Annotated in this window: 16 protein-coding genes; 12 read left to right on the plus strand and 4 right to left on the minus strand. The window is 57.8% G+C overall.

The window, feature by feature from the left end:
* The first annotated feature begins 42 nt into the window (after positions 1–42).
* Positions 43–648 (plus strand): hypothetical protein, encoded by a 606-nt coding sequence (locus tag ACEN2J_RS10010; protein WP_442105471.1) that lies wholly within the window; start codon positions 43–45, stop codon positions 646–648.
* Entirely contained in the window at positions 641–1,021 is a 381-nt protein-coding gene (locus tag ACEN2J_RS10015) for a cell division protein ZapA (RefSeq protein WP_442105473.1), read from the plus strand. Before ACEN2J_RS10010 ends, ACEN2J_RS10015 begins: the two co-directional genes overlap by 8 nt.
* A 135-nt stretch (positions 1,022–1,156) precedes the next feature.
* Here the strand turns inward: ACEN2J_RS10015 and grxD are convergent, their stop codons facing one another.
* The 4 genes from grxD to ACEN2J_RS10035 all read right to left on the minus strand — a co-directional run bounded on the left by grxD (position 1,157) and on the right by ACEN2J_RS10035 (position 5,262).
* On the minus strand, positions 1,157–1,519 hold the full coding sequence (gene grxD / locus ACEN2J_RS10020; RefSeq protein WP_442105474.1) for a Grx4 family monothiol glutaredoxin: 363 nt from the start codon (positions 1,517–1,519) through the stop codon (positions 1,157–1,159).
* Positions 1,520–1,585: 66 nt separating this feature from the next.
* A complete protein-coding gene (locus ACEN2J_RS10025) occupies positions 1,586–1,828 on the minus strand; it encodes a BolA/IbaG family iron-sulfur metabolism protein (protein ID WP_442105476.1) in 243 nt (80 codons plus the stop codon).
* A gap of 61 nt (positions 1,829–1,889) precedes the next feature.
* Positions 1,890–4,049, minus strand: a complete 2,160-nt coding sequence (gene purL, locus ACEN2J_RS10030) for a phosphoribosylformylglycinamidine synthase subunit PurL (protein WP_442105477.1) — start codon at positions 4,047–4,049, stop codon at positions 1,890–1,892.
* Positions 4,050–4,350: 301 nt separating this feature from the next.
* Positions 4,351–5,262 carry a LysR family transcriptional regulator gene (locus ACEN2J_RS10035; protein WP_442105478.1) on the minus strand — a complete coding sequence of 304 codons (912 nt, stop codon included), beginning with the start codon at positions 5,260–5,262 and terminating at the stop codon, positions 4,351–4,353.
* 158 nt (positions 5,263–5,420) lie between these two features.
* Between ACEN2J_RS10035 and ACEN2J_RS10040 the strand changes: the two genes are divergently transcribed.
* The 10 genes from ACEN2J_RS10040 (at position 5,421) to scpB (ending at position 16,776) form a co-directional block, all read left to right on the plus strand.
* A complete protein-coding gene (locus ACEN2J_RS10040) occupies positions 5,421–8,819 on the plus strand; it encodes an indolepyruvate ferredoxin oxidoreductase family protein (RefSeq protein WP_442105479.1) in 3,399 nt (1,132 codons plus the stop codon).
* A 100-nt stretch (positions 8,820–8,919) separates the two neighbouring features.
* Positions 8,920–9,732, plus strand: coding sequence for a glutamate racemase (murI, locus tag ACEN2J_RS10045; RefSeq protein ID WP_442105481.1), 813 nt, complete (start codon positions 8,920–8,922; stop codon positions 9,730–9,732).
* Positions 9,733–9,821: 89 nt separating this feature from the next.
* Entirely contained in the window at positions 9,822–10,265 is a 444-nt protein-coding gene (ccmE, locus tag ACEN2J_RS10050) for a cytochrome c maturation protein CcmE (RefSeq protein ID WP_442105483.1), read from the plus strand.
* A gap of 76 nt (positions 10,266–10,341) precedes the next feature.
* Complete coding sequence (locus tag ACEN2J_RS10055) at positions 10,342–10,953, plus strand: holin-associated N-acetylmuramidase (protein WP_442105484.1); 612 nt, start codon at positions 10,342–10,344, stop codon at positions 10,951–10,953.
* Positions 10,944–11,426, plus strand: a complete 483-nt coding sequence (locus tag ACEN2J_RS10060) for a holin family protein (protein ID WP_442105486.1) — start codon at positions 10,944–10,946, stop codon at positions 11,424–11,426. Before ACEN2J_RS10055 ends, ACEN2J_RS10060 begins: the two co-directional genes overlap by 10 nt.
* Before the next feature lie 124 nt (positions 11,427–11,550).
* On the plus strand, positions 11,551–13,293 hold the full coding sequence (argS, locus tag ACEN2J_RS10065; RefSeq protein ID WP_442105488.1) for an arginine--tRNA ligase: 1,743 nt from the start codon (positions 11,551–11,553) through the stop codon (positions 13,291–13,293).
* 70 nt (positions 13,294–13,363) lie between these two features.
* A complete protein-coding gene (locus ACEN2J_RS10070) occupies positions 13,364–14,308 on the plus strand; it encodes an SPOR domain-containing protein (protein WP_442105490.1) in 945 nt (314 codons plus the stop codon).
* Positions 14,305–15,333, plus strand: coding sequence for a beta-N-acetylhexosaminidase (gene nagZ / locus ACEN2J_RS10075; protein WP_442105492.1), 1,029 nt, complete (start codon positions 14,305–14,307; stop codon positions 15,331–15,333). The genes ACEN2J_RS10070 and nagZ overlap by 4 nt, the downstream gene beginning before the upstream one ends.
* A 4-nt stretch (positions 15,334–15,337) precedes the next feature.
* On the plus strand, positions 15,338–16,135 hold the full coding sequence (locus ACEN2J_RS10080) for a segregation and condensation protein A (RefSeq protein ID WP_442105494.1): 798 nt from the start codon (positions 15,338–15,340) through the stop codon (positions 16,133–16,135).
* Positions 16,132–16,776: an SMC-Scp complex subunit ScpB gene (scpB, locus tag ACEN2J_RS10085; protein WP_442105495.1), complete on the plus strand. Its 645-nt coding sequence runs from the start codon at positions 16,132–16,134 to the stop codon at positions 16,774–16,776. The genes ACEN2J_RS10080 and scpB overlap by 4 nt, the downstream gene beginning before the upstream one ends.
* Positions 16,777–16,779 lie beyond the last annotated feature (3 nt).

The following is a 16,779-nucleotide window of genomic DNA, read 5'->3' on the forward strand; positions in this document are numbered from 1 at the left end:
GCAACATCCGGGGCGCCTAACGACAGGCAAGGGGGCATTTGAATGAGTGACCAAAGCAATATCGCAGAATTAGAGCGGCGGATCACCGCAGCTTTGGGCCGTATTGGTGCAGGGTTGGACAAATGGGAGGCCGCGCCAAAAGCTGTGGACGTGCCGCCAACGCCTTTGCCAAAGAACGACTCGTCCTCAGATGCGGCGGCGCAACTGGCGGTCAGCATGGATATGATTGCCGAGCTGGAGGCCGAGGTTGCAAAGCTGAAAACAGCCCTAGCCGCAGAAAAAGCCACAGTGGCGCAACTGACAGAGCGGGCAAAAACAGTCCAATCCCGAGAGCCTTCGTCGCAGGGATCTGGGCAGGTAACTGGGCAGGGGCAGGTGGATGCCAAGGTTGAAAAGATGACGCAACAGCTGGATGTGCAAGGCCTAGAGTTGCAACGGATGCGGAAATCCTCGGTGCAATTGCGTGAAAACCTGCGTGTGTTGCACGAGGCTGCGACCAAAAACATGGTTGAGCCGCAGATGATTAACAAAGCGATGATGGCAGAGCTGGAAAACCTGCGCGCCACACGCCACACGGAGACCGCCGAAATGGATGAGATTTTGGCAGAGCTGAAACCCCTGATTTCGGAGGCGCGCAACAATGGCTGAACTTGAAATCACCATCGGTGGCCGCAGCTTTATGGTCGCCTGCCAAGAGGGCGAAGAGCATTTTCTGCGCACTGCCGCGGCGATGATGGACAGCGAGGCACAGCCTTTGGTCACGCAAATGGGGCGGTTGCCCGAAGCGCGGATGCTGCTGATGGTCGGGTTGATGCTGGCGGATCGTACGGCCTCGGTCGAAGATCAAATCAAGGTCCTAAAGGCACGCGTGGAAGAGTTGGAAAACAGGCCGCCGCCGGAGCCGCAGAAAATTCAGGTTTCGGTCATTCCGCCGCAAATCCCTGAAACACTTGCCGAAATTGCCGCGAGGGCCGAAGCTTTGGCCGCCAAAGTGGATGATAAGGTGAAAACGGCGCGCTAGGGTTTGTTGGCGCGTGATTGTTTGGAATAAAAAGAGGGGGGCTGTCTGCCCCCCCTATCTCTATTTTGCGGGGGCGTACAATAACTGCCCCCACTCATTCGTTCATGTGGATATTTTAGCCAAAGAGAATGCGGATCAGGCGTTGGCTTCGCGGATTTTGTCTGCGGCTTCTTTGTTGAACGCAACGCCTTTGGCTTCAAACATTTGATCCATTTCGCCGTTCAGGGTCATCTCGGTGATGATGTCGCAACCACCGACAAACTCGCCTTTGATATAAAGCTGTGGGATCGTCGGCCAATCCGAAAAATCTTTGATGCCTTGGCGGATGTCGGCATCTTCCAACACATTTACATCCGCAAAATCGACGCCCATAAAGTTAAGCACGCCTGCGACGCGGCTGGAAAACCCGCATTGCGGCGCAGTTTTGGTGCCTTTCATAAACAGAACGACATCGTTTTTTGTGATGGTATCTTGGATTTTCGCTTTTGCATCAGTCATTTGGGTGTTCCTTGGTTTGGCTTCCCATGGGGAATGCCGTTTGTGCGCGGCTGCCGCAAATTCGGTTCAGTCTGGGGCCTTGGTGGTCAGCGCCAGCGCGTGTAACTCGCCATTGGCGCCGTCCATCTTGCCTTTTAGGCTGGCATAGACCGCGCGTTGTTGTTGCACGCGGTTCATGCCTTTAAAGCTGGCGTCTATCACCTCGGCCGCCCAATGGTTGCCATCGCCCGCAAGGTCAGTGATCGTGATCTTGGCGGCGGGAAAGCTGTCGCGGATCAGGTTTTCGATATCTTGCGCTTGCATGGCCATTGGGTGCGTCCTGTTGGGTTATTCCAGTTTAATGTAGGGCGGGCGGCGGCGGCGTGCAAGATCAGCCGACAGCTGCCCCGAATGCCGAGTGGTACAGTGCGGACAGATCGGCCAACGGTGCGGAATCCGTGCCAAAGCAGACGGAAGTGCCGCCGAACTGGCCCATTTGCGCAACCTTGACGCCCGCCTTTTCGCCAGCCTCAATCAGTGCGGCAGCATTGGCAACATCACAGGCCACCAAATAGCGCGCCTGATCTTCGCCAAACAGCGTGGGGATCCAGCCGCTTTCCAGCCAAACGCCGGTTTTTGCAGCATCCGCCATTTCAAACGCCGCCAAAGCCAAGCCGCCATCGCCCAAATCGGTCGCGGCGCGCAGCAGTTTGCGGTGCTTGCGCAGGAATTCGCCATGCTTGCGCTCGGCTTTCAAATCCACCTCGGGGGCGTCGCCGCTTTCCATGCCGAATGCCTCGGCCAGTAGGGCTGATTGGCCAAGATGGCCATGGGTGGTGCCGATAACCAACAGCATGTCGCCTTCATGCGCCACGCCCGAGATCAGCTCATCCGCGCTGGCCAAAATGCCGACAGCGCCGATTGTGGGCGTTGGCAGAATGCCGGTGCCATCGGTTTCATTGTAGAGCGAGACGTTGCCCGACACGATCGGCATATCCAGCGCCTCAACTGCGGCACCGATTCCTTTGATCGCGCCCACGAATTGGCCCATGATTTCGGGTTTTTCGGGGTTGCCGAAGTTCAGGTTGTCGGTGGTGGCAAGGGGCAGGGCGCCCACCGCACAAAGGTTGCGGTACGCCTCGGCGACGGCTTGTTTGCCGCCTTCGAAAGGGTTCGCCTTAACATAGCGGGGTGTGACGTCAGAGGTGAAAGCCAGCAGTTTCGGCGTGCCATGCACCCGTACAACGCCTGCGCCAAGGCCGGGCACACGCACGGTATCGGCCATAACCATAGAGTCGTATTGCTCATATACCCATGCCTTATGGGCATAGTTCGGGCTGCCGATCAGGGCGCGCAACCCGTCAATTGCACCAATCGCGGGCACATCGCCCAAGGGGCCTGCGGGAGGGGTTTCCACCCAAGGGCGGTCATACTCTGGGGCCGAGGAGGCGAGTTTTGACAAAGGCAGATCGGCCTTTACCTCATTGCCATGCATAATTAGGAAACGGTCTTCGGCAATGGTTTCGCCAACGATGGCGAAATCGAGATCCCACTTCACAAAGATTGCGCGGGCTTCGGCTTCCAGCTCGGGGTTCAAAACCATCAACATCCGCTCTTGGGATTCTGACAGCATCATCTCATAGGCGGTCATATTGGTTTCGCGCTGGGGCACATCGTTAAGCTGCAGCTTGATGCCCAGCTTACCTTTGTCGCCCATTTCAACAGCCGAACAGGTCAGACCAGCCGCGCCCATATCTTGGATCGAGTTGACTGCACCGGTTTGCATCAGCTCCAAACAGGCCTCGAGCAGCCGCTTTTCGGTGAAGGGGTCCCCGACTTGCACGGTGGGGCGCTTTTCTTCAATAGTGTCGTCAAACTCGGCACTGGCCATCGTGGCCCCGCCCACACCGTCGCGGCCGGTTTTGGCGCCGAGATAAACCACAGGCAGACCCACGCCGCTTGCCACCGAGTAGAAAATCTTATCCGCATCGGCCAAGCCGGCCGCAAAGGCGTTCACAAGGCAGTTGCCGTTATAGCTGGCGTGAAAGCGCACTTCGCCGCCTACGGTTGGCACACCAAAGGCGTTGCCATAGCTGCCAACACCTTCGACCACACCTTTAACCAAATGCGCGGTTTTCGGGTGGCTTGGCATCCCAAAGGACAGCGCGTTCATTGCCGCAATCGGGCGCGCGCCCATCGTGAACACATCGCGTAGAATCCCGCCAACACCTGTGGCAGCGCCTTGATGTGGCTCAATATACGATGGGTGGTTGTGGCTTTCCATTTTGAAGATCACGGCTTGACCGTCGCCGATATCAACGACGCCCGCGTTTTCGCCCGGCCCGCAAATCACCTGCGGCCCTGTGGTCGGCAAGGTGCGCAGCCATTTTTTAGAGGACTTATAGGAACAATGCTCGTTCCACATCGCCGAAAAGATGCCCAGTTCGGTAAATGTCGGCTCGCGGCCGATGATCTCTAGCAGACGCGCGTATTCATCAGGTTTTAACCCGTGTGCGGCGATAAGCTCGGGGGTGATCACTGGCTCGGTCATGGCATTTTCCCATCGGTCAATTGATGACGCGTCCATAGGCCAAACGCGCAGAAAGGGGAAGGGGAAACGCTGGGCATTTGTAAGGTTAGCGCCTGCAGGGCAAAAAAAAGGCCGAGCTTGCGCTCGGCCGAAGTCCAACAGGGAGGTGAAAGAAACAAGAGATACTCATTGCTTCCTTCGAGATTGCAGATAGGCCTCTGGTTTCAATCGTGCAAGTTTTTTGACCGTGCAGTCTAGGAATGTCCGGTATGCGTTTATTGCATGGCTAATCTAAGCTACGGATAAGATACATGATTTTAACTTAGTCGACGGAATCGGCGCTTTCGCGCTGGCGTTTGCGATAGGCGAAAATTTCCTCGGTTACGAAATCCCGGAACGCAGCAACACGTTTTGATTGACGCAATTCTTCTGGATAGGCCAAGAAAACGGGCACTTCGCCTGATTCGACGTCGGGCAGTACCCGCACAAGGTTAGGGAAGTCCTCGGTCAGATAATCGGGCAGCACGCCCACCCCAAGGTGATTCAGAACACCTTGCAACACGCCAAAGTAGTTGTTGACGGTCAGCATCGACGGAATGTCATGCACCATCAGCTGCTGCACAAGCAAAGCACCGGCGGCGACCTGTGACGTGCCAATGTTTTGGCAAATCAGGCGGTGATGCGCGAAATCTTCCATTGTCCGGGGCGTGCCTGACTGAGCCAGATATTCAGGCGTCGCATAAAGGCGCATGCGAATATTCATAAGACGGCGGCGGATCAGGTCGGCCTGGCTCGGCTCTTTCATACGGATCGCGACATCGGCTTCGCGCATTGGCAGATCCAGGACCCGCTCTTCCAGCATCAAGTCGATCTTGAGGCTGGGATATTTTTCGTAAAGCTTGGGCAAGCGCGGGGCAAGCCAGAGCGTGCCAAAGCCGGTGGCCGTGGTCACGCGCAATTCGCCAAACACCTCATCCTCGCTATCGCGAATACGGGCGGCTGCGGCATCCAGCCGTTTGGCCATCGATTTGGTGGCCTCAAACAGCAGCTCGCCTTGCTCGGTCAGAATCAGGCCGCGGGCATGGCGGTGAAACAGGGTCACGCTTAGGCTTTCCTCAAGCGAGCGAACCTGCCGCGAGACTGCCGATTGCGACAGGTGCAGCGTATCGCCCGCATGGGTCAAACTGCCTGCATCGGCCACTGCGTGAAAGATTCTTAGTTTATCCCAGTCCATACCGATACTCTTTTGAATTTGGCATAGCGTAACACAAGCTACGCCAAGTATCGACTACCATAGTTAAGTAAACATTTTGACGGGCTAAAAATTCCGCTTTGTAGGTCAGTGATTTTGACCTATATTGCCCTATATATAAGCATTGTGGAGGGCAAGCGATGACGCAGCAAGAGGTTTCACTGAACGATCGGTTCGATTTGACGAAATCTCCGGTGCTGTTGAACGGAACGCAGGCCTTGGTGCGGCTCATGTTGATGCAAAAGGCACGTGATGCGCAGGCGGGGTTTCAGACGGCTGGCTTGTGCACGGGGTATCGCGGCTCGCCTTTGGGGGCGGTGGATCAGCAGATGGCGCGGGCCAAGGCAGATTTGACCGCCGCCGACATTACCTTTCAGCCGGGGTTGAATGAAGACCTTGCCGCCACCGCAATTTGGGGCAGTCAGCAGGCCGAGCTGCGCGGACAGGGTAAGTTCGACGGAGTTTTCGGGTTGTGGTACGGCAAGGGGCCGGGGGTGGACCGGTCGGGTGATGTGATGCGGCACGCCAATTTGGCGGGCACTTCGCCGCATGGTGGTGTGATCATGGCCTTGGGCGATGACCATACGGGCGAAAGCTCGACCACGTGTCACCAATCGGAATGGGCGGCGGTGGATGCGTCTATTCCGGTGGTCTCACCCGCAGGCGTGCAGGAAATTCTGGATTACGGGCTATATGCCTATGCGTTATCACGGTTTTCCGGTCTTTGGGTTGGCCTGAAGCTGATGAAAGATACGGTTGAGGCGACAAGCGTGGTTGACGGGCGGCTGGACCGTATGTCCTTTGTGACGCCAGACTTTGCGATGCCAAAAGGCGGGTTGAACATCCGGCTGAGCGACCACTGGGTCCCGCAAGAGGAACGCTTGGTTAACCATAAACGCGTTGCCGCCGAGGCCTTTGCACGTGCCAACCGTATAGACCGCCGCGTTTGGGGCGAGGCTGGGGCCAAGATCGGGCTGGTTGCGGCAGGCAAGAACTGGCTTGATTTGGTCCATGCGCTGGCGCTTTTGGGGATAGATGAGGCCGAGTGCGCGCGGCTTGGCATCACCACCTATAAGGTCGGCCAGCCTTGGCCTCTGGACATGCACAGCTTTCACGATTGGGCCGATGGGTTAGATCTGATCATCGTGGTTGAGGAAAAGCGCAAGCTGATCGAAGTGCAGATCAAAGAGGCGATTTTTGATGACCGCCGTGGCCGCCGTGTTTGGGGTGGGCGCAAAGGTTCGCCCGAGGCAGAGGTCCTGTTTCCTGTGCCGATGTCGCTGGACCCGATGATGATCGCGGCCAAGTTGGGGGGTATTTTCATCGACGAAGGGCGCGGGAGTGATCGCCTTAAAGATGCATTGCAACGCATTGATTTGGCGTCAAAATCAGACAATGCACAAGATATTGCGGCCCGTCTGCCGTATTTCTGTTCGGGATGCCCGCACAATACCTCAACCTTGCTGCCCAAAGGTGCCCGGGCGGGTGCTGGGATCGGCTGCCATACGATGGCTTTGTGGATGGATCGTGGCACCTCTGGCCTGACGCATATGGGCGGCGAGGGCATGAACTGGGTCGGCGAGGCACCGTTTTCCAAGACCGAACATGTGTTTCAAAACCTTGGCGATGGCACCTATAACCATTCGGGCATCCTTGCCATTCGTGGCGCGCTGAACGCGGGCACCAATATTACCTATAAAATCCTGTTCAACGACGCTGTCGCCATGACAGGCGGCCAGCATAATGAAGGCGACCTGACGGCCTACCGCATCGTCGCCGAAGTGCAGGCGATGGGGGTACAAAATATCGCCGTTGTCTATGATCCGAAAGAGGCGGTCGATCTGTCGCGCTTTCCGACAAAAGTGGAAAAATACACCCGTGACGCGATTATCGATGTGCAAGAAAAATTTAGTAAACTCAAGGGCGTATCAGTCATTGTTTACATCCAAACTTGCGCTGCCGAAAAACGCCGCCGCCGCAAACGGGGCGAATTCTCTGACCCGGATAAGCGGGTCTTTATCAACACCGACATCTGCGAAGGCTGCGGCGATTGCGGGGTGCAATCAAACTGCGTGTCTATCGTACCGGTGGAAACCGAATTGGGCCGTAAGCGGGCGATTGATCAATCAAGCTGTAATAAAGATTATTCATGTGTTTCAGGGTTTTGCCCATCTTTCTTAACGTTAGAAGGGGCTAAGGTCAAAAAAGCCGCCACCGCCGATGTGGTGCTGCCAGATCTGCCAGAACCCGTTTTGCCCAGCATCAACGGCACCTTTAACGTTATGATAACCGGCGTTGGCGGTACAGGCGTGGTGACCGTGGGCGCCATTTTGGCGATGGCTGCGCATATTGATGGTAAAGGCGCGGGCATGATGGAAATGGCCGGCCTTGCGCAAAAAGGCGGTGCAGTTCACATTCATTGCCGCCTTGCCAATACGCCTGCCGGTATTTCTGCGATCCGCGTGGCAGTGGGCGAGGCTGACGCGGTGATTGGCGGCGATTTGGTGGTAACGGCTGGGGCAAAGACCCTTGGGCTTATGACTGCGGGCCGCACGGGTGCTGTTGTCAATTCGCATGAAATCATCACCGGAGAGTTCACACGGAATACAGAATTTCGTATTCCTTCCGATAGGTTACAGCTCTCTCTTGAGGCGCGTTTGCAAGATAACGTCGCGTTCTTTGACGCGACAGAGCTGTCAAAGGCCGCATTGGGTGACAGCATCTATTCCAATATGCTGGTCTTTGGTGCGGCGTGGCAACAGGGGCTTATTCCGCTGACATTTGCGGCGATTGCCCGTGCGATTGCCCTGAACGGCGCGGGGCCAGAGCGCAATTTACGGGCGTTTAACATTGGGCGTTGGGCCGTTTTGCACCCCGTCGATGCCCAAAACATATTGACGCCAAAAACCGCCGAGCCTGTTGATCCAATCGCCTACCGTGCAGCACTTTTGCGGGCCTATGGTGGGGAAAGCTTGGAAATCCGATTCTTGACGCTGGTCCGTGCGGCCCCTGCGCCGCTGCAAGGAAGCGTGGCAAGATCGTATCATAAGCTGCTGGCAATAAAGGATGAGTACGAAGTCGCGCGCCTGCATCTTGAGAGCATAGCCAAGGCGCAAGCCGAATTTGACGGTACCTTGCGCCCGACATTTCACCTCGCACCGCCCTTTATGCCCGGGCATGATGCCGCAGGCCGGCCGAAAAAGCGGGCGTTCGGGGCGTGGATCATCCCTGTATTCCGTGTGTTGACCAAGCTTACCCCCTTGCGCGGCACCGCCTTTGACCCATTTGGCCACACCGCCGAGCGCCGGATGGAACGTGATCTGATCGCCCAATATGAGGCTGATATGGCGGATATTATTGCCAGCTACACCCCAGACAAACATGGACTTGCCACCGAGATCGCCGAACTGCCTTTGGCTATTCGCGGTTTTGGGCCGGTGAAACAGGCCAATGCCGAAAAAGCAGCCGCGCGGCGCATAGAGTTGATGGCAAAATGGCGTGATACCGGCGGCGGCGGTGCGGCTGTGGCTGCGAAATAGCCAAGGGGCAAAGCAGGCCTTTCGCGTTCTTGCAACTGGGGGTATGATTGGCTGCGAAATTGGGGAAGGTCAGCACCCCCAAACAATAAGGGGCAAGACGATGGCAGTTGGGGTTTTTGATAGCGGGCTTGGCGGGCTGACAGTGCTGGACGCGCTAGTCAAACGCATGCCTGATCAAGCATTTATCTATCTGGGCGACAATGCCAACGCCCCGTATGGCACCCGTACGGCCGAGGATATTTATAACCTGACCTGCGCCGCCACCGAACGCCTTTGGGATGAGGGCTGCGATTTGGTGATTTTGGCCTGCAACACTGCCTCGGCTGCGGCGCTAAAGCGGATGCAAGAAACCTGGCTGCCTGCCGATAAGCGCGTGTTGGGTGTGTTTGTCCCGATGATCGAGGCGGTGACAGAACGCCAATGGGGCGACAATTCCCCCCCGCGTGAGGTGGATGTGAAGCATGTGGCACTGTTTGCCACGCCCGCCACCGTGGCCAGCCGCGCGTTTCAGCGCGAATTGGCCTACCGCGCGATTGGCGTCGATGTCGAGGCGCAGCCCTGTGGCGGCTTGGTTGACGCGTTGGAGCAGGGCGATGAGATGCTGGCCGAGGCGCTGGTGCATAGCCACGTCGAGGCACTGCTGCGCCGGATGCCAAAACCCGAAGCCGCTGTGCTGGGCTGCACGCATTACCCGCTGGTCGAGGCCGCCTTTGCCGAGGCATTGGGCGAGGATGTCAAAGTTTATTCCCAACCCAAACTGGTGGCCGCAGCACTTGCCGATTACCTTGATCGTCGGCCCGAAATGCGCGGCGCTGGCACCGCGTCAAAATTCCTGACCACAGGCGACCCAAAGCGCGTAAGCAGCAAGGCGACCCAATTTCTACGCCGCAAAATCAGCTTTGAGGCGGCATAGACGGCCTGCTACACTACGCCCCATGCGCCTTGTAATCAGGTGTGATACCATCCAGATGTTAATAAAGCCGCACAAGAACCGGAGAGATTATGAAAAGCCTTAAGAAAAAGCGTCGGATACAAGTGATCGTATTGGCCTTTGTCGCGCTGGCCATCTCAACCGGTCTTATCGGCTACGGGTTGCGCGACGGCATCAATTTCTTTCGTGCGCCTGCACAGATTGCCTCTGACCCACCGTCTGAGAATGAAACCTTTCGTCTGGGTGGGCTGGTTGCCGAAGGGTCGATTGTGCGCGGGCAGGGTGAGACCGTTACTTTTAGTGTGACCGATGGCGCGGCAACGATTCCGGTTTCATTTACGGGCATTTTGCCTGATCTCTTTGATGAAAATCAAGGCATGGTGGGCACGGGCAAGCTGGTCGGCGGTGTGTTTCAAGCCAGCGAGATTTTGGCCAAGCACGATGAGAGCTATATGCCGAAAGAGGTGATCGACGCGCTTAAGGATCAGGGCGTCTATGTCGCACCGAACGGTTGATTTGCGCGAATTTAAGCAAATTTAACCCACTCTGATCGCCAAGCCGGGGTCTTTTCCCCGACGATGGAGGCCAGAGATGCAGACAGTTCAAGAGATTGCCAATGACATCATCGCCCGCGAAGGCGGTTTTGTGAATGACCCAGATGATCCGGGTGGGGCCACGAATTACGGCGTGACCCTCCACACGATGCAAAAGCTGGGGATCGACCTTACCGGCGACTACGTTGTGGATGTCGCCGATGTTAAGGCGCTTACCCGCGCACAAGCGGTTGATATTTATATCGAACATTACTTCAACCGCCCCGGCGTCAGCCAGTTGCCCGAGCTGCTTCAACCTTCGGTCTTTGATATGATGGTCAATGCGGGTAATAACGCGGTAAAGCTGTTGCAACGGCTGCTGACCGATATGGGGTTCCCTTGCAGTCCCGATGGGGCAATCGGGCCGCAAACCATCAGCGCTGCCCAACGCGCCTATGAAGCCGCGCCACACCACCTTGCCGATGCCTATGCCATTGCGCGGCGCAATTATTACTACCGCCTTGCCGATGCCCGCCCCGCCAGCCGCAAATATGCGCGCAAATTGAATGGGGGTAAGGGCGGGTGGATCACGCGGGCCGAATATTTCATGTCGCAAAAATACCGCCTGACCGAGGCCGAGCATAGCAAACGGGTGGCAGCATGGGGGTGATTTCAAACTTGTTTGGCGGGGCTACGGCTGTATCCTCCATCGGTGGGGCTGTGCGTGATGTGGCCGAGGTGTTTACGCCCTCGGCCACCAAGAAAATGGAGCTGTCGGCCGAGGCGCAGGTGGCCGCTTTGCGTCAACTTGGGGCGGAATATGCCGATCCGGGTCTGGGCTGGTTTGACCGGATGGTGAACGGGCTGAACCGCTTGCCGCGACCTTTGCTGGCCTTTGGCACCTTGGGTCTGTTTGTCTATGCGATGATTGAGCCGGTAAGTTTCGGTGAGCGCATGGTGGGCTTGAACTTGGTGCCGGACCCGCTGTGGTGGTTGCTGGGTGCGGTGGTGGGGTTCTATTTTGGAGCACGCGAAGCGCATTATTTTCGCCGTCCTGTCCCCGTTGTTACCCCGCCTGCCGATAGGGTAACGGTAGATGCCGAACCGAACCTAGCCTTGGCCGATTGGCGGGCCAAACCGTAAACCACCCCGATTTTTCTCCGAAAAATCCGCTGATACCCCCGTTCGTGCCCTTGCTGGGTGCGGCGGGGCATTGACCGCGCGCGTGGGCTCTGGCATCCCAGTCTTGATCCAAAGGACGGGACTGATGAACCTTTTTTCTGATATTCGTATGCTGGTACTGGCTGAAATTGACGCAATGATGCAGGCAGGCGACTTGCCTGCCGGGCTGGACCTGGCCGCAGTAGCGGTCGAGCCGCCCCGCGACGCCAGCCATGGCGATATGGCCACCAATGCCGCGATGGTGCTGGCCAAGCCTGCCGGTATGGCCCCCCGCGCAATTGCCGATAAGCTGGCCGCGCGCTTGCAATCCGATCCGCGCATTGCGTCGGTCACTGTGGCAGGCCCCGGCTTTTTGAACCTGTCTTTGGTGCCGTCTGTTTGGGCAGGGCTGCTGCAAGCTACGCTGCAAGCTGGTGAGGACTGTGGACGTGGCGCAATCGGTGCTGGCATCAAGGTCAACATCGAGTTTGTTTCTGCCAACCCCACCGGCCCGATGCATGTGGGCCATGTGCGTGGCGCGGTGTTTGGCGACGCGCTGGCGCGGCTGTTGGCCTTTTCCGGCTATGACGTGACGCGCGAATATTACATCAACGATGGCGGCGCGCAGGTCGATGTGTTGGCGCGTTCCGCCTATGAACGCTACCGCGAGGCGATGGGGCTTGAACCTGAAATCCGCGAAGGCCTGTACCCCGGTGATTACCTGATCCCCGTGGGCGAGGCGATGAAAGCCAAGTGGGGCGATAGCCTGCTTAACCAACCCGAAGAGGTTTGGCTGGAAGATGTGCGTAACTTTGCGACCGAAATGATGATGCAGATGATCCGCGAAGATCTGGCGGCGTTGAACGTGCAGATGGATGTGTATTCGTCGGAAAAGGCGCTCTATGGCACCGGCCAGATTGAGGCCGCGATCAACACCCTGCGCGACATGGGCCTGATCTATGAAGGCACCCTTGAGCCGCCAAAAGGCAAGCTGCCCGATGATTGGGAAGCGCGCGAGCAGACCTTATTCCGCAGCACCGCGCATGGCGATGACGTTGACCGTCCGGTGATGAAATCGGATGGTGCCTGGACCTATTTTGCACCCGATATTGCCTATCATTACAACAAGGTACAGCGCGGCTTTGATCAGTTGATCGATATTTTTGGCGCCGATCATGGTGGCTATGTCAAACGGATGAAGGCGGCTGTTTCGGCGCTGTCGGGTGGCCGCGTGCCGCTGGATATCAAGCTTATCCAGCTGGTAAAACTTTGGAAAAACGGCGAGCCCTTTAAAATGTCAAAACGGGCAGGGACCTTTGTTACCCTGCGCGATGTGGTTGAACAGGTCGGCGCTGATGTGACCCGATTTGTCATGCTGACCCGCAAGAATGACGCGCCGTTGGATTTCGATTTTGCACGCGTGTTGGAGCAATCCAAAGACAACCCTGTGTTCTACGTCCAATACGCCAATGCGCGTATCAACTCGGTCATGCGTAAAGCGGTGGCCGCAGGCGTGGACGTCGATGATGCCAGCCTTGCTGCTGCTGATTTGACGCAGCTGACCAACGTCGCCGAGATTAACCTTGCGAAAAAGATCGCGGAATGGCCGCGGCTTGTGGAAATCGCCGCGCGGGGAAATGAGCCGCACCGTGTTGCCTTTTACCTATATGAGCTTGCATCCGACCTGCACGGTTTGTGGAACCGCGCTAAGGATGAGCCGGAATTGCGCTTTGTTCAGGACGATCCTGCAACAACGCAGGTAAAAATCGCCTTGGCGCGGGCAACAGGCGTTGTGATTTCTGCCGGACTCGCTATCTTGGGCGTTACATCGGTTGAGGAAATGCGCTGATACAAGCGTCCGCTGGTGTGCAAACAGGCAAGACAGCGTGGGGCCATACCCCGCGCAGTGAGGCGAGAGCATGGCAGACGTAGAATTCGATAGTTTCGATAACGGTGCAAATGCGCCTATTGGTATGATTGGGCGCACCACCCGCATCATGTCAGTGGCGGGGGCTGCAACCTCCATCGCCTTGGTGGTGGGGATGGGCTATTGGGGCTACCGGCTGGCGGTGCGCGATATGACGGGTGTTCCTGTCGTGCGCGCGCTTGAAGGGCCAATGCGCGTTTCCCCCGTTGATCCGGGGGGCGTGATCACGGATCACCAAGGCCTGTCTGTAAGTGCCATCGCGGCTGAGGGCGGCGCGTCTGCGCCTGCCGATGAGTTGCTGTTGGCGCCAGCCCCGATTGTCTTGAGCGATGATGATATAACAGGTATCGCTGTGGCGGCGGCGCCCGCAGGTCAGGCACGGCTTGCAGGCTTGGCAAATGCGCCCGTATCGGATGTTGACGAATCCGGCGCTGACATGCTGCAAACTGTCACCCTTGACCAAAACACAGATGTTGCGGCGCTTGCTGATGCGATCAGCGCGGGCGTCGTGCCGCTGTCTGGCGATATTGATATTACACTCGACACCAACCCGATGCCGGTATTTTCCTTGCCCAAAGGGGCTTTGGCGCAATCACCGCGGCCTCGGGCACGGCCTTTTGGCACTGTCGTCGCGGCGGCGGCCGTGGCGCCCATTACCCCTGAAATCGACGGCAAAGGGTTGGCATCTGGCACGCGGCTGGTACAGCTTGGCGCCTTTGACAGCGAGGCAATCGCGCGCAGCGAATGGGACCGGCTGTCCGGCAAGTTCTCGGATCTTCTCGCCGACAAGACCCGCATCGTCCAATCTGCGCAAAGTGGTGGCCGCACTTTCTATCGCCTGCGTGCCTTGGGCTTTGCAGATGAGGCAGATTCGCGCCGCTTCTGTTCTGCACTGGTTGCCGAGCGCGCCGCCTGCATTCCCGTGGCTGTGCGATGACCTCGTCTATTGGTGCGACGATTCTAGGCTGCCTTGGCCCGGTATTGTCCGCGCGTGAGGCGGCTTTTTTCCGTGCGGCCAATCCTTGGGGCTTTATCCTATTTGCCCGAAATGTCGAAAGCCCGGCCCAGCTGCGCGAATTGACGGCCGATCTGCGTGAAAGCGTTGGCCGTGATGCGCCCATTTTCATTGACCAAGAAGGCGGGCGGGTGCAACGCCTGCGCGCTCCGCATTGGACCGAATGGTTGCCGCCGCTGGACATGGTTGAAATCGTCACCGCGCGCGCCGAAAAAGGGCAGGGTATTTCTGCCGCGTGTCGGGCGATGGAACTGCGCTACCGCATCATCGCTGCCGAGCTGCGCGGCGTGGGCATTGATGCTAACTGCGCGCCTTGCCTTGATGTCGCGTCGGGGGCGACCCATGAGTTCCTGCGCAACCGTTGTTTTTCAGATGATCCCAATGTGGTGGCGCAGCTTGGCCGCGCGGCAGCCAATGGCCATCTGGCGGGCGGCGTGCTGCCGGTGGTGAAGCACCTGCCGGGCCATGGCCGCGCGGTGCTGGACAGCCACAAGGCTTTGCCCAGCGTTTCTACCCCGCTTGCCGATCTGGAAGCCCATGATTTTGTACCATTTAGGGCGTTAAATGACCTGCCAATGGCGATGACCGCGCATATCATCTATACCGCGATTGATGCCGAACGGCCCGCCACCACTTCGCCTGCAATGTTGGATGTGATGCGCAATGATATCGGGTTTGGCGGGCTGATTATGTCGGACGATCTGTCGATGAACGCGCTGTCTGGTGGCTTGGGCGAACGTGCCGTGGCCACGATTGCGGCGGGCGTTGACATAGCATTGCATTGCAACGGCGACCCAGCCGAAATGGCCCCCGTGGTGGCTGGCGCAGGCGTGCTGACCGAGGCTGCCGCTGCCCGTGCCACCCGTGCGCTTGCCGCCCGCCATATCCCCGAAACTGTTGACATTGCCGCCCTGCAGGCCGACCTTTCGGCCTATATAAACGGGTAGAGCCATGGCCGAAGATTTCATTGAGGCGCAGGAAAAACTAAGCGTCGCTGAACGGCTTGCCGCCGAGGCGCTGATTGTTGATGTCGACGGGTTTGAAGGCCCGCTGGATTTGTTGCTAACGCTAAGCCGCACCCAGAAGGTCGATTTGAGAAAAATTTCCGTGCTGCAACTGGCCGAGCAGTATTTGATTTTTGTGAACAAAGCCGGTGCTTTGCGCATCGAACTTGCGGCGGATTATCTGGTAATGGCGGCATGGCTTGCCTATCTGAAATCGCGGCTGTTATTGCCCCCCGACCCAACCGAAGAAGGCCCCAGCGCCGAAGACCTTGCCGCCCATCTGGCCTTTCAGTTGGAGCGTCTGCAAGCGATGCGTGAGGCCGCAGCCCAACTGATGGGCCGCGACCAAAAAGGCCGTGACTTTTTTGCCCGTGGCCTGCCCGAAGACGTAACGCGGCGCAAAAAGATCAGCTATTCTGCGACCTTGCTGGATTTAATGCAGGCCTATGCCCGCATTCGTACCCGCGATGATTTTCGCCCCTTTGTCTTGGACCGCAAGAATATCTTTACCATGGAAGAGGCGCTTGAACGCCTGCGCGGCCTGCTCGGCTATGCGGGCCAATGGACTGACCTAACCAGCTGGCTGCCTGCCGGATGGGAAACCAACCCCGCCCGCCGCCGCTCGGCCACAGCCGCCCATTTTGCCGCGATTTTGGAGCTTGCCAAGGCGGGCCAGCTAGAGGTGCGCCAAGGCGAAACCTTTGCCCCGATCCAAGTCCGCAAACGTGAAGGGGGCCGCGCATGACCGACACCGCCAATGACACTGACAGCCTGTTTGCCGCCCCACCACAGGCCGAGCAAGAGCGCATGATTGAGGCCGTGCTGTTTGCCAGCACCGAACCCGTGACGCTGGCCGAACTGATTTCGCGCCTGCCACATGGATGTGATGCCGCCGAGGCGCTGGTCACCTTGCGCAGGCGCTATGACGGTCGCGGCGTGCAGCTGGTCAAAGTGGGCGATGCCTATGCCTTTCGCACCGCTCCCGATCTGGGCCACCTTATGCACAAGGAATCGGTTGAGGCGCGCAAACTGTCACGCGCGGCCATTGAGACCTTGGCAATTGTTGCCTATCACCAACCCGCAACCCGCGCCGAGATTGAAGAGATCAGAGGCGTTGCGGTGTCGCGCGGCACCATCGATCAGTTGATCGAGCTGGAATGGATTCGTTTTGGTCGCCGCCGCATGACGCCGGGCCGCCCGATTACCTTTGTGGTGACCGAAAACTTCCTAGATCATTTTGGCCTCGAATCTGCCCGCGACCTGCCGGGGCTGAAAGAGTTGCGCGCCGCGGGCCTCTTGGATAACCGCCCAAGTTTTGCCCCATCCATCCCGCAAGATGACGAAGACGAAGACCAGACCGGCCAAAGCGAATTGTTTGAGGATTAAACC

Origin of the sequence: Pseudorhodobacter sp. W20_MBD10_FR17 (assembly GCF_052119765.1) — a bacterium.
Taxonomy (GTDB): Bacteria; Pseudomonadota; Alphaproteobacteria; order Rhodobacterales; family Rhodobacteraceae; genus Pseudorhodobacter.